The sequence below is a fragment of the Exiguobacterium sp. U13-1 genome, assembly GCF_001750115.1.
Classification (GTDB): domain Bacteria; phylum Bacillota; class Bacilli; order Exiguobacteriales; family Exiguobacteriaceae; genus Exiguobacterium_A; species Exiguobacterium_A acetylicum.
The window spans coordinates 1,850,185-1,872,432 of sequence record NZ_CP015731.1 but is presented as its reverse complement, the minus strand read 5'-3'; the positions used below and the strand labels follow the sequence as shown (position 1 = coordinate 1,872,432).

General features: G+C 44.0%; 26 protein-coding genes. 7 read left to right on the top strand and 19 right to left on the bottom strand.

Features of this window, described 5'->3' with window-relative positions:
- Positions 1-373 precede the first annotated feature (373 nt).
- A complete protein-coding gene (locus tag ESP131_RS09585) occupies positions 374-1,645 on the bottom strand; it encodes an alkaline ceramidase (protein ID WP_069940539.1) in 1,272 nt (423 codons plus the stop codon).
- A 76-nt stretch (positions 1,646-1,721) separates the two neighbouring features.
- On the opposite strand from ESP131_RS09585, the gene ESP131_RS09580 reads away from it, so the two are divergent.
- Positions 1,722-1,973 carry a hypothetical protein gene (locus tag ESP131_RS09580; protein WP_251136726.1) on the top strand — a complete coding sequence of 84 codons (252 nt, stop codon included), beginning with the start codon at positions 1,722-1,724 and terminating at the stop codon, positions 1,971-1,973.
- On the opposite strand, the gene ESP131_RS09575 is transcribed toward ESP131_RS09580, so the two are convergent.
- Entirely contained in the window at positions 1,965-2,846 is an 882-nt protein-coding gene (locus ESP131_RS09575) for a LysR family transcriptional regulator (RefSeq protein WP_069940538.1), read from the bottom strand. The genes ESP131_RS09580 and ESP131_RS09575 overlap by 9 nt on opposite strands.
- 129 nt (positions 2,847-2,975) lie before the next feature.
- Between ESP131_RS09575 and ESP131_RS16530 the strand changes: the two genes are divergently transcribed.
- On the top strand, positions 2,976-3,710 hold the full coding sequence (locus ESP131_RS16530) for a LysE family translocator (protein ID WP_083254791.1): 735 nt from the start codon (positions 2,976-2,978) through the stop codon (positions 3,708-3,710).
- 509 nt (positions 3,711-4,219) lie between these two features.
- Here ESP131_RS16530 and ESP131_RS09565 read toward each other — a convergent pair.
- Positions 4,220-5,044, bottom strand: coding sequence for a hypothetical protein (locus ESP131_RS09565; protein WP_156772500.1), 825 nt, complete (start codon positions 5,042-5,044; stop codon positions 4,220-4,222).
- 206 nt (positions 5,045-5,250) lie between these two features.
- Between ESP131_RS09565 and ESP131_RS09560 the strand changes: the two genes are divergently transcribed.
- The 3 genes from ESP131_RS09560 (at position 5,251) to ESP131_RS09550 (ending at position 7,015) form a co-directional block, all read left to right on the top strand.
- Positions 5,251-5,562, top strand: coding sequence for a hypothetical protein (locus ESP131_RS09560; RefSeq protein WP_069940535.1), 312 nt, complete (start codon positions 5,251-5,253; stop codon positions 5,560-5,562).
- A 129-nt stretch (positions 5,563-5,691) separates the two neighbouring features.
- Positions 5,692-6,468 (top strand): phosphatidylserine decarboxylase, encoded by a 777-nt coding sequence (locus tag ESP131_RS09555; protein ID WP_069940534.1) that lies wholly within the window; start codon positions 5,692-5,694, stop codon positions 6,466-6,468.
- Between the two features lie 160 nt (positions 6,469-6,628).
- Positions 6,629-7,015, top strand: a complete 387-nt coding sequence (locus ESP131_RS09550) for a hypothetical protein (RefSeq protein ID WP_069940533.1) — start codon at positions 6,629-6,631, stop codon at positions 7,013-7,015.
- Positions 7,016-7,090: 75 nt separating this feature from the next.
- Here the strand turns inward: ESP131_RS09550 and sstT are convergent, their stop codons facing one another.
- The 13 genes from sstT to ESP131_RS09490 all read right to left on the bottom strand — a co-directional run bounded on the left by sstT (position 7,091) and on the right by ESP131_RS09490 (position 19,254).
- Complete coding sequence (sstT, locus tag ESP131_RS09545) at positions 7,091-8,362, bottom strand: serine/threonine transporter SstT (protein ID WP_069940532.1); 1,272 nt, start codon at positions 8,360-8,362, stop codon at positions 7,091-7,093.
- A 295-nt stretch (positions 8,363-8,657) separates the two neighbouring features.
- Positions 8,658-9,905: an MFS transporter gene (locus tag ESP131_RS09540; RefSeq protein ID WP_069940531.1), complete on the bottom strand. Its 1,248-nt coding sequence runs from the start codon at positions 9,903-9,905 to the stop codon at positions 8,658-8,660.
- 340 nt (positions 9,906-10,245) lie between these two features.
- Positions 10,246-10,554, bottom strand: coding sequence for a hypothetical protein (locus ESP131_RS09535; protein WP_069940530.1), 309 nt, complete (start codon positions 10,552-10,554; stop codon positions 10,246-10,248).
- A gap of 146 nt (positions 10,555-10,700) precedes the next feature.
- Positions 10,701-11,528 (bottom strand): carbohydrate ABC transporter permease, encoded by an 828-nt coding sequence (locus ESP131_RS09530; protein ID WP_069940529.1) that lies wholly within the window; start codon positions 11,526-11,528, stop codon positions 10,701-10,703.
- A gap of 10 nt (positions 11,529-11,538) precedes the next feature.
- Entirely contained in the window at positions 11,539-12,411 is an 873-nt protein-coding gene (locus tag ESP131_RS09525; RefSeq protein ID WP_029341502.1) for a carbohydrate ABC transporter permease, read from the bottom strand.
- 18 nt (positions 12,412-12,429) lie between these two features.
- The gene (locus tag ESP131_RS09520; protein WP_069940528.1) at positions 12,430-13,677 is read right to left on the bottom strand and encodes an extracellular solute-binding protein; all 1,248 of its coding nucleotides are present in this window, start codon (positions 13,675-13,677) and stop codon (positions 12,430-12,432) included.
- 22 nt (positions 13,678-13,699) lie between these two features.
- Positions 13,700-15,883 carry an alpha-galactosidase gene (locus ESP131_RS09515; protein WP_069941038.1) on the bottom strand — a complete coding sequence of 728 codons (2,184 nt, stop codon included), beginning with the start codon at positions 15,881-15,883 and terminating at the stop codon, positions 13,700-13,702.
- A 114-nt stretch (positions 15,884-15,997) separates the two neighbouring features.
- Complete coding sequence (locus ESP131_RS09510; protein WP_069940527.1) at positions 15,998-17,017, bottom strand: LacI family DNA-binding transcriptional regulator; 1,020 nt, start codon at positions 17,015-17,017, stop codon at positions 15,998-16,000.
- A gap of 135 nt (positions 17,018-17,152) precedes the next feature.
- Complete coding sequence (locus tag ESP131_RS09505; protein ID WP_069940526.1) at positions 17,153-17,839, bottom strand: hypothetical protein; 687 nt, start codon at positions 17,837-17,839, stop codon at positions 17,153-17,155.
- Positions 17,811-18,158 carry a hypothetical protein gene (locus tag ESP131_RS16900; RefSeq protein WP_231925612.1) on the bottom strand — a complete coding sequence of 116 codons (348 nt, stop codon included), beginning with the start codon at positions 18,156-18,158 and terminating at the stop codon, positions 17,811-17,813. Before ESP131_RS16900 ends, ESP131_RS09505 begins: the two co-directional genes overlap by 29 nt.
- A gap of 63 nt (positions 18,159-18,221) precedes the next feature.
- Positions 18,222-18,455, bottom strand: a complete 234-nt coding sequence (locus tag ESP131_RS16895; RefSeq protein ID WP_231925611.1) for a hypothetical protein — start codon at positions 18,453-18,455, stop codon at positions 18,222-18,224.
- A gap of 43 nt (positions 18,456-18,498) precedes the next feature.
- Complete coding sequence (locus tag ESP131_RS09495) at positions 18,499-18,756, bottom strand: hypothetical protein (RefSeq protein ID WP_069940525.1); 258 nt, start codon at positions 18,754-18,756, stop codon at positions 18,499-18,501.
- A gap of 249 nt (positions 18,757-19,005) precedes the next feature.
- On the bottom strand, positions 19,006-19,254 hold the full coding sequence (locus ESP131_RS09490; protein ID WP_058265361.1) for a hypothetical protein: 249 nt from the start codon (positions 19,252-19,254) through the stop codon (positions 19,006-19,008).
- On the opposite strand from ESP131_RS09490, the gene ESP131_RS09485 reads away from it, so the two are divergent.
- Positions 19,253-19,966, top strand: coding sequence for a hypothetical protein (locus tag ESP131_RS09485; RefSeq protein WP_197499348.1), 714 nt, complete (start codon positions 19,253-19,255; stop codon positions 19,964-19,966). The two genes, ESP131_RS09490 and ESP131_RS09485, sit on opposite strands and share 2 nt — an antisense overlap.
- Positions 19,967-20,078: 112 nt before the next feature.
- Positions 20,079-20,264, top strand: coding sequence for a type II toxin-antitoxin system RelB family antitoxin (gene relB, locus ESP131_RS09480; RefSeq protein ID WP_069940523.1), 186 nt, complete (start codon positions 20,079-20,081; stop codon positions 20,262-20,264).
- A 220-nt stretch (positions 20,265-20,484) separates the two neighbouring features.
- On the opposite strand, the gene ESP131_RS09475 is transcribed toward relB, so the two are convergent.
- From ESP131_RS09475 to ESP131_RS09465, 3 genes are all read right to left on the bottom strand, one after another.
- Positions 20,485-21,168 (bottom strand): hypothetical protein, encoded by a 684-nt coding sequence (locus ESP131_RS09475; protein WP_069940522.1) that lies wholly within the window; start codon positions 21,166-21,168, stop codon positions 20,485-20,487.
- Between the two features lie 105 nt (positions 21,169-21,273).
- A complete protein-coding gene (locus ESP131_RS09470; RefSeq protein WP_083254789.1) occupies positions 21,274-21,591 on the bottom strand; it encodes a hypothetical protein in 318 nt (105 codons plus the stop codon).
- Between the two features lie 79 nt (positions 21,592-21,670).
- Positions 21,671-22,240, bottom strand: coding sequence for a suppressor of fused domain protein (locus ESP131_RS09465; RefSeq protein WP_069940521.1), 570 nt, complete (start codon positions 22,238-22,240; stop codon positions 21,671-21,673).
- Positions 22,241-22,248: the final 8 nt, after the last annotated feature.

Sequence of the window (22,248 nt, the reverse complement as noted above, 5' to 3'; positions counted from 1 at the left end):
TGCTGAAAGATAAAAGCAAACTGAGGAATAAATAAGTGATGATAACACTAAGAATAAATCTTTTGATAATCATGATATTTCCCTCTCTTTTAAAATGGAATAAAATAACTATTATTTCATATAATAAGTAAATCCTTTAAGGAATATCAAAAACAATAAGTCACTTCCCTATATATTGTTAATTACTATGTTACTCTATTATTATTCGAAAGTTCGAAAATCCAGCTATACCTATTCACGGAGGTCTTTGATGCTACAAGTATCTAACTTACTTATTCTGCTTCTTCTATTTGTCTTACTGACATGCGGAATCGTTTTCGCTTTATTTTGGATCATCAAAAAAATCAAATCGTAATCACGAAAACCCGGTCTCTCAGACGAGAGAAGCCGGGTTGTTTGTTTCATAGAGTTGTCGGATACGATGCACGATTTCGTTTGCCGTTTCCGGTACAGGTGGCATCCAAAGACCCGTCACTGGACCGTAGACGACAGGATTGATTGCCACTTCGTATCCACCATACGGATGTTCTTCCGCTGTCGGCAAATAACCAATGTAACCGTTCGTATAGCCTCCGAAGAATGCGAGTTCCGTTTGACGCATCTGTTGAATCTGTAACGCTGTTTCACAGAACGGTTCCATCGGGATGCCTGAGAACGAACCTTCGTTTAGTTCGAACAATTGAACTTCGAGCGGGATGGTGAGTGTTGTTCCCGATTGCTCTTGAACGTACGCCAACCAGCGCGATGCGCTGACACCCCATGTCTGTTCAGCGTAAGTTGCCATGTCTTGCAATTCGTTCGTAGCCGGTACTTCGGTTAAGCGCATCGGATAAATCACAGACTGAATCCGGTGGTGCGTTAACGGTTGAAACGATACGTCTGGAATCGTCGTTAAGACGTGTCCACTTAGAACAAACGCCATCTTCTGTAGACTTGCTAGGTCACCGCGATATTTCGCATTGACGTTTCCCGTCGCCCCTTGGACGATCACGACTGGACAACCGAGTGCCTGTTCGAGTATCGTTCGAGCGACGCCCGGGTAATCACCGGATAAGACGACACTATCTGATTTCAAGACGTTCGGATGCGCTGTACAGAAAACGAAGACTCCGACGAGACTCGCATTATCGGCACGGCGAACCAACAGTGTTCCGATTCGGTCATCCGTCACCCCAAGCGGATCCGTCCCCATCACCGCGTGACCATTTATTTTCTCTCGTCGATTGACACCAAGTTTTCCGGACGTCACACCCCAACCCATCTCGACCGGTTGCATCGCCTCGCTTGCTTTGACGGCAGATACGATCGCTTGTTGCGTCAAGATCGTTTTATAGGCGACGGTCAACGGTTCAGTTCCCGCTGTCGCTGGTCCCGAATGCGTATGCGTGTAGACAACCGTGATCTGTTTCTTTGACACGTCTAGCCGGTCGGCGATGCCTTCACGGATGGTATCGGTATCGCCGACGAGCAAACCGATGTTATCGATGCTGACGAAAACCGATGTCGTCTGCTCACTTTCAAAGATGCTCGCTGTGACATATAGCGGATCGTGTATGCTTGCGACACCTTCTTCTCGGTGATAACCGATGAAGGTGGCACCGAGCGGCGGATTGATTACTTCCTGATGTATTCCAAAACGACTCATGTCTGACGTTCCCCCTTGAGTAACACACTATTTCTTCCATATACTAACATTAACTACAGTAAAGGAGGAGATGCAGATGTCGATTCGTTGGAAGGAAGAGATGCTTCAGTTCGAGACGTTTCGTGAAGCCGAAGTTTGGGCAGACTCGATCACGAATGAGATCCATGGTCGTTCAATTACCGGTTATTGCACCCCTGACTTTAAAGTCGCGGCGATTCTTGCTTTTTATCTGGCGGAAAACCCAGACTATCGCGTACGTTCGGCAACGGTTCACCTCGATGAAGAAATCTATTATCAAGTCTGGGTCGAGATACTCGATTCACTTTGACTTCGTGAATTGGTCCAGGACGATTTCCTGAAACGCGCGTGTCACGGGTGAGCCCCACTTCGACTGTTTCGTAAGCAGATGGGCATACATCGGTTCAAACGTCTCATCATGTTGAATGATTTTTATCGCACCTGCTTCCACTTCATCTGCTACCGTCACATACGGTAACACAGCAAAACCAAGACCGTTCATCACCATCTTCTTGATTGCCCCGATACTCCACAATTCCTGTGTCTGAAACGAGATGTCTTGGTTTCTGACGCACGCCTCAAACATCGTTCGGTAACTACACCCTTCTTCATTCGTCAGATAGACGTATGCGTCTGCGGAAGATCGAATCGCGTCAAAATGATCCGGCATCGTCGGATGACCAATGATGACGATCTTTTCTTCTCTCAAAACGTCATGCGTACAACGTTCGGCGATAAACTTTGGATACAGCATCAAGGCGACATCGACCCGTCCATGTAAGAGTTCGTCTTGATTTTCCTGACATGTCCCATTTGATAAGATGATGTTGACTTTCGGATATGCTGTCATGAACGTCTGTAAGACGGAACCAAGACGAGAGATTGTCAGTGACTCTGGCGCTGCGACCTTCAAGACGCCTTCAAAGGGATCCTGTTGTTGAATCGACTTGATTTTCTCGTGTGTCGCTAGTAAGTCTTCAGCTAACGGAATGATTTCCTGACCTAGCGGTGTAAGCTGAAGCTTACGATTGGCATAGAAAAACAAGGCACCGCCTACTTCTTGTTCAAGCAATTGCATATGGGACGTGATCGTCGATTGTGTGTAGCCGAGTACACTCGCTGCTGCCGTATAACTCCTCGTCTCAATGATCTTCAAGAAGCTGATCAAATGGCGAATTTCCATTCCAAGACTCTCCTTTCATCATCCATCGAAAAAAATGATGGCATGATTTTTTATTTCAATTTTATTTATCGGTCTTGTCATCTTACACTAGAATTCAAGTACTCGATAGAACGAAAAAGGAGTTTTCTCATGAATATTGTTGCTTTTTTATCTTATGTCATCATTACGTCCATCACACCTGGACCAAGTAATCTGTTAGTCATGCATGAATCGAGCCACTTCGGTTTTCGTGGTGCTTGGCGATTTAATACCGGTATCTTACTGGGGTTCATGATGCTCGGGTTGGTCAGCGCATTAGGGACGACAGTTTTACAAGCGACCTTACCTATGATCGAACCGATTCTTCAGTGGCTCGGTGCCGCATACCTCGCCTACCTTGCCTATAAGATTGGTTTCCCGAAACAGACAGCAAGTCAGGTCGATACCGTGCCAGCGACATTTTTATCCGGTCTGTTGTTCCAACTCATCAACGTCAAAAGTATCCTCTTTTTCTTAACCGCTTTATCGACGTTCATTCTGCCGCATAGCACGTCTACTGTAGAAATCGTTCAATACACGTCGTATGCCATCATCCTCGGTTGGATCGCCTTATTGCTTTGGGCAGGAAGTGGCTCCCTGTTTCGTTCGTTATTTCAAAGATACGATGTCGCGTTTCGCGTCATTATGTGTGGCTTACTCCTTTATTCAACTGTGACGATTTTCAGTGAAATGCAGAAAAAGGACAACACACCTCAATTGCGAGGCCTGTTGTCCTTTGTTAATGCGATCATCGCTTCCACTGCCGCGTCCATCCGCTCCTCTAAGCCGATCTTATTTAAGACGACGAGTCCTTCCGTGAAGACGAAGAGTAGCGCAGTTTGCTGATCGACATCTTCCCCCTCTGTTGGTACATAGATCTGTTTAATCCAATCGTCGAACGATTCCCCGATCGTCCGCGTGATCGACGTATACGGCTCCCCCTGACTCGTTGCGAGATGGGTGATCTCGAACCAGAGATTCAAATATGGCTTGATTCGTGGCTCATCGATCGCTTGTCGCAGAAAACGGACGAATGCCGTGAACTCAAGTTTTAGATCCGGTTGCTGTAGTAAATCAATTAATTCTTGGCTAATCGCGGTCAACACCGCGGTTTCGATATCTTGTTTATCCTTGAAATAATGCATCAGCATCCGGTCACTCGTCCCGGCAGCGGTCGCCATCTTCTTCAGACTCATCTCCTTGATGCTTGATGCTAACGTCGCTTTTGCGATGTGATGCGTATAATCCTGTCGCTTCTGTTCAAACTTATCCATATCCGATCGACTCCTTCCTTTTCCATCATACTCGATTTTAAGAAACGGGCACTACGCAAAAAAGCATCCACGAAGGATGCTCTATTTTAAATAGCGATTGATGATCTTCTTAAAAGCAAGATCCAGTCGGACGTTCTCGTCTTTCGTCAGCTGTTTCGCTTCTTCAAAGACAGCTGCTGCTTCCTCAAATTTATTCTCGTAAATCAAGATCGTCATTTTCCCACGCTCCGGTCCGACGCGCTCACTCGACGTCTCACGTTCTCGTACCATCGCCTCTGCTGCTTGATCTACGCGCTCTATCCGGTCTTGCTTACTGATTTTTTTCTTGATCAGTTTTCGCTCAAGTTCCTGTACGTATGGAAGTGATTTAATCAACGTCAAAGCCGGATCAATCGGTCCATATTGGGCGATGAACGCTTCCGTTTGTTGTCGCTCGTAATCCATGACTTCTTGATAGAGTGGTTTGCTTTCCTTCGCTAATGCCTGCTCGACCTTAACGAGTCGTTTGACTTCTTTTTTCATTGCGACCATTCGTTTATCGAACGCTTTTTTCTCAGACAATGTATCGACTGCTTTTAAATCAACCCGCATCGCTCTGATTTTTCTTGACTCCTTCACGTTATCTGAATCGTATTTTTCTACTTTCGGATTATACTGCTCGACCGCAGTCCGATACGCTTTATTTTGATAATAAGAAGGAATTTTGATTGGGGATTTGGAACTAAGATCCGATAAGATGTTGCCGTACTTCGTGATGACCTTCAATTGATCGGCACGGTATTTTTTGTAATCAAACGCTTTTTTCGTTTGGATCACTTTTGCTTCGACAAGAGTGCTTCCACTTCCGATACTCGCTCCACTCATCAATACGGCTACAGCCGCACTACAGGCGATGATTGTTCGCAATCGCTTTACCTTCATATGTTCGCTCCGTCCCTTCTCGTCATTCAACGTACTTTTTTCCGTATTATACCAAATTTAACAGCATCACATTTCGTTATTTGACGTATCAGGGTAATAACTTTCCTTCTATATATCCTCGATTGACGTTTGATTGTAGTACATGCTACATTTATTTGTAGTGAACACTACAATTATAAGGAGGATCCTTCATGAAAGAATCTCAAGCTTCATTTGTAGACACCATCCCGAAACCTTTATTGCTCGTCATTACAATCGCTTTCGCTGTTTTAACTGCGTTTTCGATCATTGACTTTGGTGTACTTGGCATCTTTGCTGAAGCGACACAAAATACGGCGACGCTCCAGATTTTCGTCAACTTGATTCTTTGCGCCCTCTTCATCATCGTTTGGCTCCGCCATGATACACGTCGTGCCGGACGAAGCTTTCCGCTTTGGGCGATCATCACCCTCGCGATTGGTGCGTTCGGACCTCTACTCTATTTGTTGACTCGAAAATCATGACGTTCTGACACGTGCCGCATCTTCGGTACGTGTTTTTCTTAAGACAAACTTAAGAAAGCGACTCCGTCTATCAACAGAATTCGACCGTATCCTAAGAGGTAGATTACAGCTTAAAGGAGTTTTTACCTCATGAAGAAAGCCATCTTTGATACGATCGTCCACTTAAATGCTCGACCCGTTGTTGCGAACACACTAAAACGGTTTGCGATGAGTCGCTTTAGTAAACCGCTCATCCGACCTTTTATTCGCACCTATCACATTCAGACGGATCAAGCGCTGAAGTCCGTTGATTCGTTTACCTCGCTGCACGATTGTTTCGTACGCGAGTTACGTCCCGGTATGCGACCAATCGCAACCGCGCCGGATGCCTTCGTCAGTCCGAGTGACGCCGTACTTTCCATCGTCCCAGCATTAACGCAAGATAGTCGGTTTACAATCAAAGGACAGGACTATACCGTTACTGAGCTGATCGGCTCGAGCGAACGCGCCCAGGATTACGCGAACGGTGTCGCCTTGATTTTCTATTTGAGTCCGACCGACTATCACCGTGTCCATTCGCCAGTCACGGGCGAAATCACGACGAGTTATACACTAGGGCGAGAATCAGCACCCGTCAATGATATGGGACTACGATTCAGCAAACGTCCGCTGACACGCAACTATCGTCGGATCACGCGTCTGCAAGTCGATCACCGAACGATCGAGCACGTCATGGTCGATGCGCTGAACGTCAATACGATCGTTCAGACACATCAAGGACGCCTGCTGGAGCGTGGTGCAGAGTTCGGCTACTTCTCATTCGGTTCGACCGTCATCCTCGTCTTGCCACCGGACACCGTCGAACTCGCACCAGGCATCGAACGTCGCGTCAAGATGGGGGAGCAGATTGGACGCTGGATCCCATAAAAATGGATTCCCTTTTTGTTAAGATTCCTGACTAAGAAAAACATTTGAATTTGCTAGACTAAAGGAAACCACTGTTCAATGGGATGGTAACCGTGAAGAGCAGTTGATGTTAACGTGTATCGGTATGGAATAACTTACAAAACGGGAAAGAGGTTATATCATGAAAAAAGTTGTTTTATCATTCGCTTTCTCGATTATGACGGTATGGATATTAGTTGGTTGTAACAATGAAGAGATAATGCAAAGTACTAGTGAAAAACCGACGGCATCCGAAGTATTGAGCGAAGATGCTAAAGCAGACATTTTTCAATTCAATGATACGATCTACCAATCAGATGTAGCATGGGCAGAGAAAACCGAAGTCACTCAGAAGGAAAAAGTCGGAGAAATTAAAAGAAGAAGTTCGGATAAAGACGGTTTTGATAATGGGACTGCTACGAAGCTCTCTAAGGGTACCGTCCTATACTCTACTAAAGAAAGAAATGAGATTTTGCTAGTCAGCTTCAACGGGAAATTAAAAAAGTACGTTGCTTTAGGAGAAGGTTAATTTATCTATAAGAAAAGGCATCCTCAGCTGGGATGCCTTTTCTTTTTTAGATCATGATGATAATTGAGAAGCTGATCAGCCGTTAACGACTTTTTCAGCTACTTCATCATTCATCGACTGACGATTGATTGAGAAACGCTCGCCTTCTTTCAAGCGTTTGCGATATTCCGCTGTAGCTGTGAACAAAACATCTGTCGAAGAGTTGAGTCCTGTTTCAAATGAATCTTGCAACACCCCAATGATGAAACCAACGGCAACGACTTGCATCGCGACATCGTTCGGAATTCCGAATAAGCTACATGCAAGTGGAATCAAGAGAAGTGATCCGCCAGCGACACCTGACGCTCCACATGCACAGACCGCAGCGAGTACACTCAAGATGATGGCTGTCGGAATATCGACTTGAATCCCGAGCGTATTGACGGCAGCAAGTGTTAGAACCGTAATCGTAATCGCCGCACCTGCCATGTTGATTGTGGCACCGAGCGGAATCGAGATGCCGTATGTCTCTTTATCGAGACCGAGCTTCTTACACAATTCCATGTTGACTGGGATGTTCGCTGCAGAACTGCGTGTGAAGAATGCCGTGATGCCACTTTCACGTAGACATTTAAAGACGAGCGGATATGGATTTTGACGGACGTTGATGAATACGATCAATGGATTAACGATGAGTGCAACGATGAGCATCGTACCAATCAAAACGCCTAATAAACCTACATACTTACCGAGAGAACCAAGTCCATTCTCTGTGACTGAACCGATAACGAGACCCATGATCCCGAGGGGTGCGAGTTTGATGATCCAACCGACCATCTTAGCGATACCGTCTGAGAAATTCGAGATGAACGTTTTTGTCGTGTCGGAAGCATTTTTTAATGCGAGTCCTAAGACGATCGCCCATGTCAGAATTCCGATGTAGTTCGCTTGAATGAGCGCATTAACGGGGTTGTCGACCATGTTCAAGACAAGTTTCTTAAGGACTTCGATGGCGTTTCCAGGAGCGGACAGCTTCTCTGCGCCTTCTGTCAGTGTAATCGTAACCGGGAACAAGAAACTGACGACGACCGCAATCGCACCCGCTAAAAATGTACCGAGCAGATATAAGAAGACGATGGATTTCATGTTCGTTTGCTGACCTTTTTTGTGTTGCACAATCGAAGCCATAACTAGGAAAAAGACCAAAATCGGCGCGACTGCCTTTAGTGAGGAAACAAATAATGTTCCAAAGATGGTCAAAGAACTCGCTACTTCAGGAATCGTGACGGCTAAAATAATCCCTACGATCAAGCCAATCGCGATTTGTTTCACTAAACTGATTTGGTTCCACATCTTCAACAATTTCATACGTTCCCCTCCAGGCTTACAAAAAATAAGTTATTTAGAATTCGAAAAACGATGACTTCTCTCTTCTACTCAAAAGGATGAATAGTCTAGTCATTCACTTTTCTAAAAATTCTCGCAGTTTGTTGTGTTCTATTTTTGCATAAATCGTGTGAAATAAAAACTAGTTTTTTGCAAGAAATATGATTCCTTTTCCTGGATGTTAAGTAAGCATACGAATGCAATCGATTGCATAATTACAAAAAAAGTAGAAAAAGATGCGTTCCTTCTCCTACTTCATTATGTAAACTAAAATGTTTCACAGATGTTGATTGACCTTTATTCTCTCTTCAGCAGTCTTCTCGAATTTAGTATTGACAGGTATCGTTAACGCTCTAAGTGTCGGATGAATTAAGAAATAGCCGGCAAAGCCAAAATAGCCGATACTAGAGATCAATAAGATTGCTGTACTAGAAGACCATTCTCCGAAAATCCCTCCCGCAAAATATCCAAGTGGACTTAACGACCCTAACAGTGAAGAGAGAAACGATAAACCTGTTCCTAAATAGTCCGACGGAAGATTGACTTGGATGAGCGTATACAGATATATGCTGTTCACACCGATTCCAATCCAAGCGATTCCAAATAAAACGATGGGAAGCACCCCAGCATCATTTACTAAAAACGCACCAATCCAAAACAGACCGGATAGGAGCGCTGCAATCGGCATGACACGATTGAGAGCAAACGTCTCCAAGCGACTTGATATCAATGTTCCGATCATCGTTCCAAGTGAAATTGCTGCTAACCAAAATCCATACTCTGCTGACGTCTCAGAAATAATTGGTAACACCGCAAGTCCCATCGTCGCAAGAAAATTCATTCCGATGATGCCATAAATGATGGTCAGTAATTTCTTTTGTTGCTTGACAACATAAAATCCTTCATTGAAGTCTCGCTTATACTGTTGCCAAAAGTTTCGTAAGGAAATGGGTTGTTCCTTTTTCGAAGATGGTACTTTGAGTATGAGCAAAAATAAGAACCCGATCCCTAGCAGTACGATACTATTCGCAGCGAATACGATTCCGACGCCGACAAACAAAATCACGATGCCTGCTAACGCATCAGCAATCAAATCAAGCGTTTGATAAGAAAAGGCGAACACCGAATTGACCTTCGTCAACTGATCTTTTGATGCCAACCGCTCGATGAGTGTATTTTCGGTGGGATACGAGATTTCCGCTAATGTTAACGCTAAAAACAGTATGACGAACAGCAATGGAATCCAGAGCGCCTCGTTAAAATAAAGCAAGGTGATGATTCCGACCAAAACGGCTTGCCCGATGCCTGAGAAAAAGAGGATTTTCTTTTTCGAATAGCGATCAATGATCGGACCGTACAAAAATTGAAGCGTCACGGGTAACACAGCAATCGTACTCGTTAATCCGACCAGGAATGGCGAATTCGTCGTCGTCTTGACGAACCAAACGATGGCAATCATATAAAAGCTGTCTGATATGTTCATCAGAATTCTACCAAGTAACAACATGACTAGTTGCTTGTTCAATCGCCTTCCCCTCTCTCTCCAATAGTTAAATTTTATTGAACTTTATTGTAGCGTAAAGGACTGGAAGAAAAATGTAAAGCAATGAGTTCAATTTAATTTAACTAATTCCTTGAAAAAATGCTTCTTCGTAAATAGAGCCTTTACGAAAAAGCACGTTTACTACTATGTAGATGATGTCCTTGCGTCGTACATAAACGAGTCCTTCTTTGATCTGTTCCGATCAAACACGATATCGCCTCTAATTCTTCTATCGTCCGCTTGAATTTTGGATGATTCTCGAAGCAAACGTTGAAATTCTGAAATCAGCGTTCTAAAACGGTTCATCACGAATTTTCACTTCTCAAGAGATCATTGTTTTTTTGCGTTTGACGATCAACAGAACGATCACGAATAGAAACTCAAGGATTGTAAAGATGCCAACGAAGAAAAAGACGACTAACACCTGACTGATCCCATCGACTGCGATCGTGTAAAACCACAGTAATGAAATGCCCGTCGTATAAAGAAGATTGATGATCGTTCCGCTAATCAAGCTAGATTTCAAACTTTTCTTACTCCGCGCCTGACTCACGATGATGATGATGGCACCGATCACCCAGACGATGAGTATGAGTTCAAGGATAGTCTTATCGTTCCACTGTACTTCCATATCTCTTTTTCCTCTTTTCAATGTTTTGTTGTTTCGCTTCTATAACACGGTAATCTATTCTTCATTCCAATTCTGTTTTCCTTTTATTTCCTCATACAAAAAGCATGTATTCGACTTGCGCGTCAAATACATGCTTCCTTAGTTCCTTATTTAATTGATCCGTTTGCCATCCCATCAATGATATGGCGCTGGAAAAAGAGATACACGACGAGGATCGATACGATACCGACCACATACGACGCGAACGAAGGACCAAAATCACTAAAATACTGCCCTTGATAGTTGAATTGGAACAAAGGCAAGGTCCAAGTCGACTCGTCGCGGTTCAGCAGAAGCAACGGCAAGAGGAAATCGTTCCAAATCCAAAGTGCATTTAAGATCAACACTGTCGCATGCATCGGTTTCATCATCGGGAAGATGATCTTGAAGTACGTATTGAACTTCCCGCTCCCGTCAATCGCTGCCGCTTCATCGAGTTCTTTCGGAATGACGGTTTTTACATATCCTGCGTAAAGGAACAGCGATTGTGGTACCGCGTACGTCAAATACAACAGGATCAAGCCGAATTTACTGGATAAACCGAGTCCTGACATCATCGAAGTGATCGGAATCATGATGACTTGAAACGGAACGAAAATCCCGATGATTAAAAAAATGTAGATGCCTTGAAACACACGGCTTCGATCCATCGTACGTGCCAACGCAAAAGCAGCCATCGGTACAATCAGGATGATCAACGCAATCGCCGAAGTCGTGATGAGCATCGAGTTCGCGAAGTACTGGACGACACCATCCTCCCATAAACGCTGGAAGTTATTGAACGTGAATGGATCTGGCCAATCAAAGAAACCGCCGGTGATTTGACGCGTTTCTTTGAAGGAATTCAAAATCGTCAGATACATCGGTAGAGCAATCAATACGAGTCCGATGGATAAAAATAAATAGGTCGGAATATGAATGCGATCTTTTTTCATGATGCCCTCCTTAAACTTCGAACCGTTTGGACGAATTGATTTGAATGACCGAAACGATCGCGATGATGATGAACAGTACGATCGCAATCGCACTGGCATAACCGAACTGGTTATTTTTGAACGCATAGTTGTAGACGAGTAGTCCAAGAGATGTCGTCGAGCCACTTGGTCCTCCACCCGTTAACGCATAGATTAAATCAAACGCAGTCAAACCCGCCTTCATAGCGAGGATCAAGACGATGCTGATCGCTGGCGATAGGAAAGGTAGTTCAATTTTTTTAAATGTCTGCCACGCATTTGCTCCGTCAATGGACGCCGCTTCACGAATCTCGTTTGGAATGCTTTGAAGGTTCGCTAAGAAGATGACGACAGGAATCGCGACCCCTTGCCAAAGCGCAACGAAGAGTAGACCCCAGAAGGCAGTTCCTTCGTTTGCGATCAAGCTTTGCGACAGCCATTCAATCTGTAAGTATTCACCGAGCGGTACGAGACCGTAGTTGAAGAACTGCTTAAAAATCAAGCCGAGTGTGACGGTGCTAATGACCGCAGGAAAGAAGTAGGCTGTTCGAAACAGCCCGACTCCTTTGATCTTACGGTTCAATAATTTAGCAATCGCGATGCCGAGTACGATTTGACCAGCGACGAGACCAATCGTAAAGAGTAATGTAAAGCCGATGCTATCCCGGAAACGAGTGTCTGATAAAATCGAGATATAATTATCAATCCCTATGAAGTGATAGGAGCTAGTCAGCCCTGTCCAGTCGGTGAAGCTGAAGATGACACCTTGAACCAAGGGAATGAAGAAGAAAATGATTTGAAGTAAGAGTGGCACGATGATGAAGAGATAGGGCCAGTAGCGGTTGACGAATCCTTTTTCTTTCATGAGGCAACTCCCTTTCGATTATTTCATTTCATTGAAGAACGTGTTGAGATCATTCGAAAGCTTCTTCTTATCCCCTTTGTTCATATAATCCACAGTCAAATGCCAAAACTCTTCTTCCGATGGCCACTCGGAATGCAACCAGATGATTTGTTTATCCGAGAAGACGAGATCCGAGACGGCTTTTGTTTCTTTGAAGGATCCGTCTGCTTTTACAGCTTTGACGGACGTTGGTGAGCCATCCTTATCATAGTATTTCTGCATGACGTCCCCTTCCGTTAAGTACGACAAGAACTTCTTCGAAGCTGCCTGCTCTTTTTTCGATCCTGACGCTGAGACGGATAACGCCAAGTCGGCTGCTCCGACCGTCATCTCTTCTCCCGCTTGTTTTCCCGGGTATGCGAACATACTGACTTCGAAATCAGGCTGTTGGTCCCGGATGACTGGAAGTGCCCAGATGCCGTTCGGGAAGATCAACGCGTCTTGATTCGCAAACACAGCGACCGCATCGCTATACGAAGCACCGTTCGCATTCTTTTGCGTATTTCCGCTGACGAGACTCAGTTCGTCCGCGACCGCTTCAAAGTTCGGATCTCCGACTTTGATGCCATTTTTCGGGCTGTTCTTGAGTGCATCCTGTGTTTGTTCGAATCCACCTGTGACCGTCGCCCAGGCAAGTTGATGATATCCGTTCACTGTCCACGAGTCCTCTGTCGTCAATGCGCTCGCAAATGGTGTCTCGCCCGCGTCTTTGATTTTTGCGACGACTTCCTTCATCTCATCCCACGTTTTAGGTGGCTGTAGACCGAGCTCATCGAATTTCGTCTTATTATAGAAGAAGCCCCAGGCATTCGAGTTCAGCGGTAACGAGTAGACTTTCCCATCAACAGCATACGACTCGGCAGCACCGTCCTTGAGATTTCCTAAAAACGACTCTTTCGATAAATCAACGAACTTCCCGTCTGCTGCCCACCCTTTGAAATCCGCGTTTTGTGGATAGGTATGGACGATGTCCGGAACATCACCACCAGCAATCCGCGTTTTTAAAACGGTACCGGCATTGCTGACGCTCGTCAGCTTCACATCGATGTCGGGATTCTTCTTCTCGAAATCCTTAATGATTTGATCTAACGTTGCTTTCATCTCGACTTTTTGTGAAAAGAACTCAATCTCGGTCTGATCCGAATTCGCTCCCATCGTACAGCCTGCTCCAAACAATAACGAAGACGAGAGAATGCCTGCCATTCCTAATTTCATCGACTTATTCATCATGATTGCCTCCTGAATGCTCTTATATTTTTTTCAAGACATATAACCGGCTGTCAAAATCTCCGTTGACGGTTGGCGGCACATATAATCCGACGTACATGAGCTCATCTCCGCCGTAACGAGCTCCTTCTAGTTCGTAGATCGCTTGAGGATCGAGACCACTCAATTTCAGTGTCCGAATCGGTGCCGCAGCTTCACTCAAGACGGTGACATCACAGACGATGATCTCATCTTGCTCCTGTGAGATGAACATCCAAGCTGGATGATTGCTTGTGAACGCACTCTCCAACCGATAAAACGTTCCGTATTGAAGCGTACGCCGATGCGTTTTGTAAAACGCGATTTGCTGTTTGACGATCGCCTTCTCCTGTTCCGATAACCGTGTCGCATCAAGTTCATATCCGAATACACCCGCCATCGCAACGTGACCTCGCATTTCAAGACTCGTCTTGCGATGCGTTTGATGGTTCGGGACCGCAGAGACGTGTGCGCCCATCGACGAGATTGGATAGACCATGCTCGTTCCGTGCTGGATCTTCAGACGCGCGACGGCGTCCGTGTTGTCACTCGTCCATGTTTGCGGCATGTAATACAACATCCCGGGATCAAAACGACCGCCACCGCCGGAACAACTCTCGAACAGGATATGCGGATAACGCGCAGTCAAGAACTCCAGTACTTCATAGAGTCCGAGTACATAGCGATGCAACAGTTCGCCTTGCAACTCGCTTGGTAACGCGGTCGAAAAGACTTCCGTGACGTTCCGGTTGAAGTCCCATTTGATGTAATCAATCTCGACTTCGTCAAGTACAGCTGTCATCTGTTCGATGATATTGTCTCGCACCTCTTTTCGACTGAAATCCAGGACGTACTGATCTCGTCCTTTGGATCGTCCACGACCTGGAATATGGATCGTCCAGTCCGGATGATCTCTGAAAAGTCGGCTGTTTCTTGAAATCATTTCCGGTTCGAACCATAATCCGAATTGCATCCCTTGAGCATGGGCATGATACGCGAGATGTTTCAGCCCGTTCGGTATCTTTTCTTGATATTCGAACCAATCTCCGAGTGAGGAATAATCGTCATCTCGTCGTCCGAACCAGCCGTCATCCAGCACGAACAATTCGATGCCAAGAGCCGCGCTCTCCTCCATGATTTGCTTGATTTTCGTTTCATCAAAATCAAAGTACGTCGCTTCCCAGTTATTGATCAGAACCGGACGATCCGCGTCACGGAAGTTTCCTCGCGCCAAGCGCTCGCGATACAGTGCGTGAAAGGCGTGTGACATTTGCATCATGCCGTGTTGGCTGTAGGAGATGTTGACTTCGGGCGCTTGAAAACACTCGCCTGGATTCAGTTGCCACTGGAAACCGAATGGATTGATCCCGAGTTGAATTCGCGTCTGTCCATAGGGATCCTTCTCGATCGTCATTTGATGACTCCCGCTATAGACCAAGCTGAACCCGACGACTTCCCCGCTGTACTCCGTCGCCTCCGGTGAGACGATCGCGAGAAACGGATTCATTTGATGACTACTCGAACCACGTTTACTGTCAAACACCTTGATGCCTCGTGTAATCGTCTCTCGTTCCATCATCCGCTCACGCCCCCACGTACCATTCAACGTCAGACATTCCAATTGTTGAGACGGGAGATCCAGTGACAGACTCATCAGTTTTTGGATGTCATGTGTTTTCGTACCGACGTTATGCAACTGAACGGATCGCGATAAGATCGGTCGATCTCGAAAGACGGTATATGCTAGACGCAACTCGAGTTCTTCCTTTGCATCTTCTAATATCAAGACAAGCGTCTCCGCCTCTTCCTCCATTTCGACATAGGTGGCGGGAAGACCATCCAGCTTCGGTTTTCCTTTGATTCGTTCGTATGAGCGATAGCGAAAGTCTGTTACATCTGACCCATCTTCATGTTTGATTTGTTGCGCTGGTGAACGATAATCCCCCGTCCCATAACCGGGATACTCTTGCAGGAGCGTATCGAGCGAGAACAATCGATCCGTAGCATCCGGAAAGTTAGGTGAAAACGATCGATCAATCCGTGGGTATTTTCGTGCTCCATGATACGCTTTGATTGGTTGACCGAAATACTCCTGGGCGACGACCTGTCCTTCTTCGATACGAAGGATATAGCTGTAATGACGATTTGTTAAGTGAAATATTCCTTCTGTTTCGTTAACATGAATCAGTTCCAAAACCCAACCCCCTCAATTGATGACGCTTTCATTTTGAGACAAAACAAAAAGCGTTTACTAAACATATCTATAACTTAAAGTTTAGTAAACACTTTGTCAACACTATTTTCAATTTTTAGGAGATACACTTTCTCGTTTGATCAGTTGTGCGGGAATCATGAGGCGGATGGGCAGATGACGTTCGCCACGAATTCGTTCCAAAGCCATTTTAATGGCGAACTTTCCTAACTCTTCTGTTTCGACCTTCACTGTCGTCAAGGAAGGTGTTAAAAATTCGGCGATTTCGATATCATCAAAGCTCGAGATGGAGATGTCTTTCGGTATCTGGTGACCGTTTCGCTGGAATGCCCGGTACACACCGACTGCCATCGGATCACTAGCGACGAGTACCGCGGTGACCTCCTGATGTTCAGCCATCTGCTCCCCTAGACGAAGTCCTTCGAGTGTTTTCCATTCCCCAAGCAGCCCGTGTATATGCTCAGACAACTCTTTTTGTTTCATCCAAGAGACGTACGTCTGATAGCGATCCTCTTCTTCACTCATGAATGACTCGCCGTTCTGATTCATGATGACACGATGACCACCGATGAATGCGATCTGCCGATGACCGAGCTCATAAAAGTGCTCAAGACTCGCAATCGTCGCACTTTTAAAGTCAGAATAGACGGCATCAAACCGCGCATCTGCTTGGGAATCGTCAATCACGATGATGTTTTGATTTTTTTGATATAAGACTTCTAACATGTCTGGCGCGACGGTACCTAGTACTAAAATCGCACCTAGATGATTTAATCCTTCGAGATCCGCCTTTTTCTCAGATAGACGAATAATTTTGTTGACACTTACTTTTTGGCGTTCCGCTTCACTTTCGATGCCGCGACGAATTGCCCTGAAATAAGGATCATCGATTTCTTGTATTTCGTTGACTGTCGTCACTAAGCCGACGGTTGCAATCCGCTGATTATACGATTTTTTTTGCCGTGGACTATAGTTCAGTTTTTTTGCCGTTTGCAATACCTTATCTCTGGTTTCTGGACTGACTGATAACTTCTCATCCGCATTCAACACACGCGAAACCGTCGCAATCGACACACCAGCTAATTTTGCCACCTCTCGAATACTTGCCATGTTTCCTCACTCCTCTGATCAGTAGTAAAATGTGAACTCATTTTACTAAACAAATAGACTTGTTTCAACACAAAGAAAAAAGCAGGCGAATCTCTGCCTGCTTTCGTTCATCCAATGATTCCTGTTTACTCGTATTCAATCATCCAAACGATCGAGATCGATGTCTTTCATTTTCCTAACCCGAACATTTTCCTCCTGACCGATTTGATCGGTCTCTTTCAAGCGGTGCTGAACGACGAGCAGCACTAGTACAATCGCGGAAATCACACAAATCGTCGCATAATATGGTTGCGTAAATCGCTCCAACTCAATCGCTGATAGCACCTGTAAGGTCGTCAATCCCGCGAGCATCCCGTGGAAATACCGTTGATAGCTGCGCGGCATTCCTGGCTGCCCGAATGTCTCATACCAGACGTATAAGCCGAGTCCGAACGCAAGTCCGTTCAGGATCGGCGAAGGAAGAAGGAAGAGCAGAATGCCGAGACCGAGCATCAACCAAGCGTATCGGATCGCAGGCTTAAAGAAAGCAGGATCGAGCTGCGCTTCCTCTTCCTCGATGACGGGCGCTGCTTTCTCCGCTTCAGTCAACGGTCGAAAACCAAGCGCTTCTTTCGCTTCCGCTAACTCAAGCATTCGTTTCGTCATCCCAAAATAAAACGGAAAACGTTCTTTGACGACCTCCCCTTCATCCGTTTGACCATCCGCTTGCTCTTGCACGGATACCTGATACAGCGTGCGCCCCATCCGGTAACTGACCCAGTAGTCGGTCGCTTGACCATTGTCGCGCTTGAGTTCAATCACCTTCGTTTGTTGATTCGTCATGATATGTGATTCCTTTCGTCGCAAGTTCCTGTAATTGTTCTGTCGCATACAACAGGAGAATGAATCCTGAGATGAGACAGACTGCTCCGTTAATCGATAGATTGATCGGTGATAAATAGTTTTTCGATGAGCCCGCTAAGGCGAACATGAAAAGTGCTCCTGACCAGCGATACGTGCGAGCACGTGCAGATTTCCCTTCGAGATGCATCGGCCAGAAAATCATCAGAACGACGAGTGTTATGTATCCTGGGATTGGCAAGATATCAGTCAGCGTCAGTAATCCACTGAACAAGATCAATAGAGCGCTTAAAATACGCAACTTTATGATGCGTCGGTCGGCTCGAAAATCCATCGCTTCAGACAGAGCAAAAGGTGACCGGATTTAACCATCGTCTAATTTTTCACGAACCCACGTTTTTTTCTGACGATACGCGAGGAACGGATTTTTAAAAACGATCCGCTTCGTTGCGGACTCTTCATTCCTTTCCATCATATCCTCGCTATCGATTGCCTGCTCTTCTCGGGCAACACCTTCCCGGCAGAATAAAGTGCGCCCCTCTTGGTGAAAGACGATGTGATGCACACGATCGTCGACTTGTTTCACTAATTGAATCATGATTTGTGCTCCCTCTATCTTGCTTTCTAAATACCTACAGATCTCACCATGCTGCGCTGACCATGTATAGTATGAACAGTCCACCTAGAACACAGACGTAACCATAATGTCTGACGGTCAACGAACAAAATAGAATGACGCCAATTGACAAAATGATACTGAGTACGAATGAATCCACCGTGTCGACACTATCCCCGTGTCCTTCTAACGTTGTCTTTTTCGCATGCTTTGAGCGGATGAAATAGATGCTTAACGTCAACAAGAATATCCCGACACCAAGTCCAAGAAACGGTATTACCATAGACGTCTCCTCCGACATATGTATTCTTTGAATATGTTTATTTCATGAAGTTATTATACAACTAATAATTACGATATTTTCCTTTATTAAGTTTCATTGAAAAATTTTCTATGTATGATTTTTTCTTTTATATCTTCTTTTTTACAAAAGGAGCGCAGAACTATGTACGCTTCCATCGCACCAGCCTGCACTCCTATTTCGCATGATGTATTCACTTTTTTTATGTAAGATTCTTATCCAAAAATCAGGTCATGGACCTGTACCACAAGAGACCGCGTACTTTTCTTCACTCACTTTCTTCGAATAACAGACAAAAGGAGTTCCGCCCGTTTCACTTTTCCAATGGTACCAAAACATATGGTAACGCTCCGCTTGCGGATCTTGTTCCGTAATGATTGCAAAGTAACTTTGATAGAAATAGCCTTCTTTATAAAGTTCGTGTCTTAGAGCCCCTCTCGGCGAAGCATCCGTAAACAGAACCGGTGATAGGATCGGCATGAGTAGTACGATGATGGCTAGCGTTCCGAAACAGATCAGGACTATTTTCTTTCTGTTCTTTTTCTTAGAATTCGATTTACCCATCTTTTTCAACCTTTCCTTTTTTGGTTTTTTTTGTTATATAGTAACATTATCCATACAACAGAAAGAGGTTTTGATATTGAAGAAAACTATTTTATTATCACTCTCTTTAGGTGTACTTCTATCTTCTGGCTTTTTGATCAGTAACGCAATAGCGACTTCTAATATTTCACAGGAAAAATCTGAAAGAACGATTTCAAAGGAGCAAGCCTTCACTTTTTTCACAAAAGTCCTGGAACAACAAAAAGCGGATTTTTTAAACAATACGCCGTTGGCACACACCAATCAATCGAGATTATCTTCTCGCGACGAGGCTGTATTAATTTTTCTATCTAGTATAAAAGTGGATAAACAACAGCTACATTCATTTAGTTATAAAATTTCTAACGTAAAAGTGTACTCTGAAAATCAACGAAATTATGCTGAAGCTTATGTAACACGAACTTTCAACTTCGAAAGTGGGCTTGAAACGGGTTTAGGTGATACATTAGTGCTTGAAATCCAATCAAGTCCAGATGATTTAAAAAAATCATCTCACACCATTTCCTCGAGTAAATCAACGAGTGAAGTAAATGAGAAGGTCTCTGTTGATGAATTTTTAGAGAAATATGAGGCAGAGGCAACAAAATAAAATAACGTACAGCTACGTCTAAGAAAAACTACATCGGATATTTTTAATAATTTCCGATTATGATGTGTAAGCTTAATCTGTATTACAATATAATACAGAGGAGCTGATAATCATGAGTACCATTTCCATATGTTTGGATGATCAGGATGCACAACTCATAAAAGAATACGCAAAGGCAAATAACATCACGATTTCTACACTCGTTCACGATGTCGTCATCGACCGTATCGAAGTCGAAATAGATTTAAAACTCTATCATGATTCCATGACAACATATGCGATAGAGTTGCTTCAATAATCCTAAAACAAAGCTCTTTCTTTATGTACTTGAACTATTCTAAATATATAAGACAAATTAAACATCCTCGAAGTAGTCACTTTTAATATGTACTAAACACTACTACTACTGAATTAAAGGATGTAAGCTACACGCATCTAGTATTAAAAAATAGAAGCACGCATCTCTTTGACGATATGTGCTTCTTTGCAATCATAACTAGATTACGTAAGTGAATAGATTAGTTAAAAACATCACCAGGCCAATGAATAGCAATCTCATCAAAAGAAGTTGTACTCTCCTCAATTCCTTCCATATCACTCGTATCTAATACTTGAATGTCCTCATGCGATAAGGTAATAGCTTGAGATGGATTCTCTATTTTCAGGTGATATAGTGTTTCTAGGAGCGCCAGCTGTTGTTCTGTGAGCTCGTAGTACTCTTCCCAATATGCCAGTCCAGCTTCGTAACCCGATGCCTGTATTTCTAATAGACTTGATCCCCGACCCATCATTTCTTCGTATTGATGACTAGAAAAAATTAGACGATCATCTCCCCACAAGACAGTAGTGACGACCGGAAGAACGACTCCTTCAATATCATCTAATAGATATTGAAAAGTATCATCTATAGCCGTTTTTTGTACTTTTTCTGGTGCTTCGATTAGCAAGTCATTCGCTTCTACAGTCTCTTCAAAAAAATCTTCGTTTCGAAAGCCCGCCACAAAAAAATCCGATCCAAATGATACTGTTCCTCTACAGCCTTGACCATCATTCGTACTGTAATGATCGCCATCCCACGAATGCTCATAAGCAAAATCGGGGTTGTTTGCGACAAAGATAGCATGAGCGATTGAAGCGAGTATACATCCCTGCCATATGGTTTGACGATTCCATCCTGAATCCATGATTTGATTCTTATTCATTCATACCTCCTGTTTTTAAAACAGTTATGGAAATTCTTCTAATTCACTTGAGGAGTTCAAGCATCCACTAGATGATTTACTGTCATTGTGCGATATATCAAAACTTTAGTTAAACTTCTTTCTAACCTTCTGATGATCGTTATTCTCGATTTTTTGGAGTTCTTTCACCCAATCACGGATATCTTCCTCACAGTGCAGATATCCGGTTGGGCTATTGAGTAAGTCCATGCCATACACTGTAGTTAAGCCTTGAAAAACTAAAATATCGTAATCTGTAGTCTCCCATCCTTCTTTATTTTCTAAAACCATCATCCATTTATAAGCCCAATCAGACACTTCTTCTCTAGAAAGCTTATTTTCTAAAACCAATTCTAATTTCGCTATAATGTCAGGTATACGAGGCGTCGTCATTTGATCCTCCATTATTCTCTAAACCTCCAAGATTTTCTATCAGATCGTGTATGATCGATGTTCTATCTTTCAAATAGCTATCAATAACCATCTACACGAGTGGTTTACGGTTAAAATCTACTAACTCATCTGTCTCGAACAAAAGATCTTCAAATTGATCTGCTCCGTGTTTTTCAATATATTTCTCCTCAGATTCAAAAATCGGTACGAACCAGACTGGCAATACGGTATCTGGCTCATTCCCAACATTAGAATCTGTTTCAAATAGGCAGAAGGATTCATCAAAGTACACAGGACTTGTGACATAAACAGATGAGAACTGATACTTTTCAAATATTCCTTCAGGGAGTGGATAGTATTCTGCTGCATCAAATGCGTGTCCTGTTCTCATAGCGTATTCAGCCAATTGCCAGAGTAGAAAAATGATCTCATCCTGAACGTCTGGTTGTTCCGCTGACATCATTATTTCTTGATGCATCAGTGAACCATCTTCCGTTTGGAGTGGATGAAAAAGTAATCCAAGGGATGCAATCGTATAGGTTTCATTAAATGGTGCATCTTTGAATTTCAAGATTTGGACGTTCTTTTGTTCAAGTTCCTCAATTGGAAATGCTTCCGTGAATTCTCCGCAATACTGTTCTAAATGATCAAGATAATTCATTAAATAAA

Bases quoted from the DNA above. Each gene is read 5' to 3' on its own strand.
- ESP131_RS09585 (WP_069940539.1), bottom strand. From the start codon at position 1,645: ATGAGTCGTTTTGGAATACATCAGGAAGTAATCAATCCGCCGCTCGGT.
- ESP131_RS09580 (WP_251136726.1), top strand. From the start codon at position 1,722: ATGTCGATTCGTTGGAAGGAAGAGATGCTTCAGTTCGAGACGTTTCGT.
- ESP131_RS09575 (WP_069940538.1), bottom strand. From the start codon at position 2,846: ATGGAAATTCGCCATTTGATCAGCTTCTTGAAGATCATTGAGACGAGG.
- ESP131_RS16530 (WP_083254791.1), top strand. From the start codon at position 2,976: ATGAATATTGTTGCTTTTTTATCTTATGTCATCATTACGTCCATCACA.
- ESP131_RS09560 (WP_069940535.1), top strand. From the start codon at position 5,251: ATGAAAGAATCTCAAGCTTCATTTGTAGACACCATCCCGAAACCTTTA.
- ESP131_RS09555 (WP_069940534.1), top strand. From the start codon at position 5,692: ATGAAGAAAGCCATCTTTGATACGATCGTCCACTTAAATGCTCGACCC.
- ESP131_RS09550 (WP_069940533.1), top strand. From the start codon at position 6,629: ATGAAAAAAGTTGTTTTATCATTCGCTTTCTCGATTATGACGGTATGG.
- sstT (WP_069940532.1), bottom strand. From the start codon at position 8,362: ATGAAATTGTTGAAGATGTGGAACCAAATCAGTTTAGTGAAACAAATC.
- ESP131_RS09535 (WP_069940530.1), bottom strand. From the start codon at position 10,554: ATGGAAGTACAGTGGAACGATAAGACTATCCTTGAACTCATACTCATC.
- ESP131_RS09530 (WP_069940529.1), bottom strand. From the start codon at position 11,528: ATGAAAAAAGATCGCATTCATATTCCGACCTATTTATTTTTATCCATC.
- ESP131_RS09525 (WP_029341502.1), bottom strand. From the start codon at position 12,411: ATGAAAGAAAAAGGATTCGTCAACCGCTACTGGCCCTATCTCTTCATC.
- ESP131_RS09520 (WP_069940528.1), bottom strand. From the start codon at position 13,677: ATGAATAAGTCGATGAAATTAGGAATGGCAGGCATTCTCTCGTCTTCG.
- ESP131_RS09510 (WP_069940527.1), bottom strand. From the start codon at position 17,017: ATGGCAAGTATTCGAGAGGTGGCAAAATTAGCTGGTGTGTCGATTGCG.
- ESP131_RS09505 (WP_069940526.1), bottom strand. From the start codon at position 17,839: ATGACGAATCAACAAACGAAGGTGATTGAACTCAAGCGCGACAATGGT.
- ESP131_RS16895 (WP_231925611.1), bottom strand. From the start codon at position 18,455: ATGATTCAATTAGTGAAACAAGTCGACGATCGTGTGCATCACATCGTC.
- ESP131_RS09495 (WP_069940525.1), bottom strand. From the start codon at position 18,756: ATGGTAATACCGTTTCTTGGACTTGGTGTCGGGATATTCTTGTTGACG.
- ESP131_RS09485 (WP_197499348.1), top strand. From the start codon at position 19,253: ATGAGTAGTACGATGATGGCTAGCGTTCCGAAACAGATCAGGACTATT.
- ESP131_RS09490 (WP_058265361.1), bottom strand. From the start codon at position 19,254: ATGCCGATCCTATCACCGGTTCTGTTTACGGATGCTTCGCCGAGAGGG.
- relB (WP_069940523.1), top strand. From the start codon at position 20,079: ATGAGTACCATTTCCATATGTTTGGATGATCAGGATGCACAACTCATA.
- ESP131_RS09475 (WP_069940522.1), bottom strand. From the start codon at position 21,168: ATGAATAAGAATCAAATCATGGATTCAGGATGGAATCGTCAAACCATA.
- ESP131_RS09470 (WP_083254789.1), bottom strand. From the start codon at position 21,591: ATGGAGGATCAAATGACGACGCCTCGTATACCTGACATTATAGCGAAA.
- ESP131_RS09465 (WP_069940521.1), bottom strand. From the start codon at position 22,240: ATGAATTATCTTGATCATTTAGAACAGTATTGCGGAGAATTCACGGAA.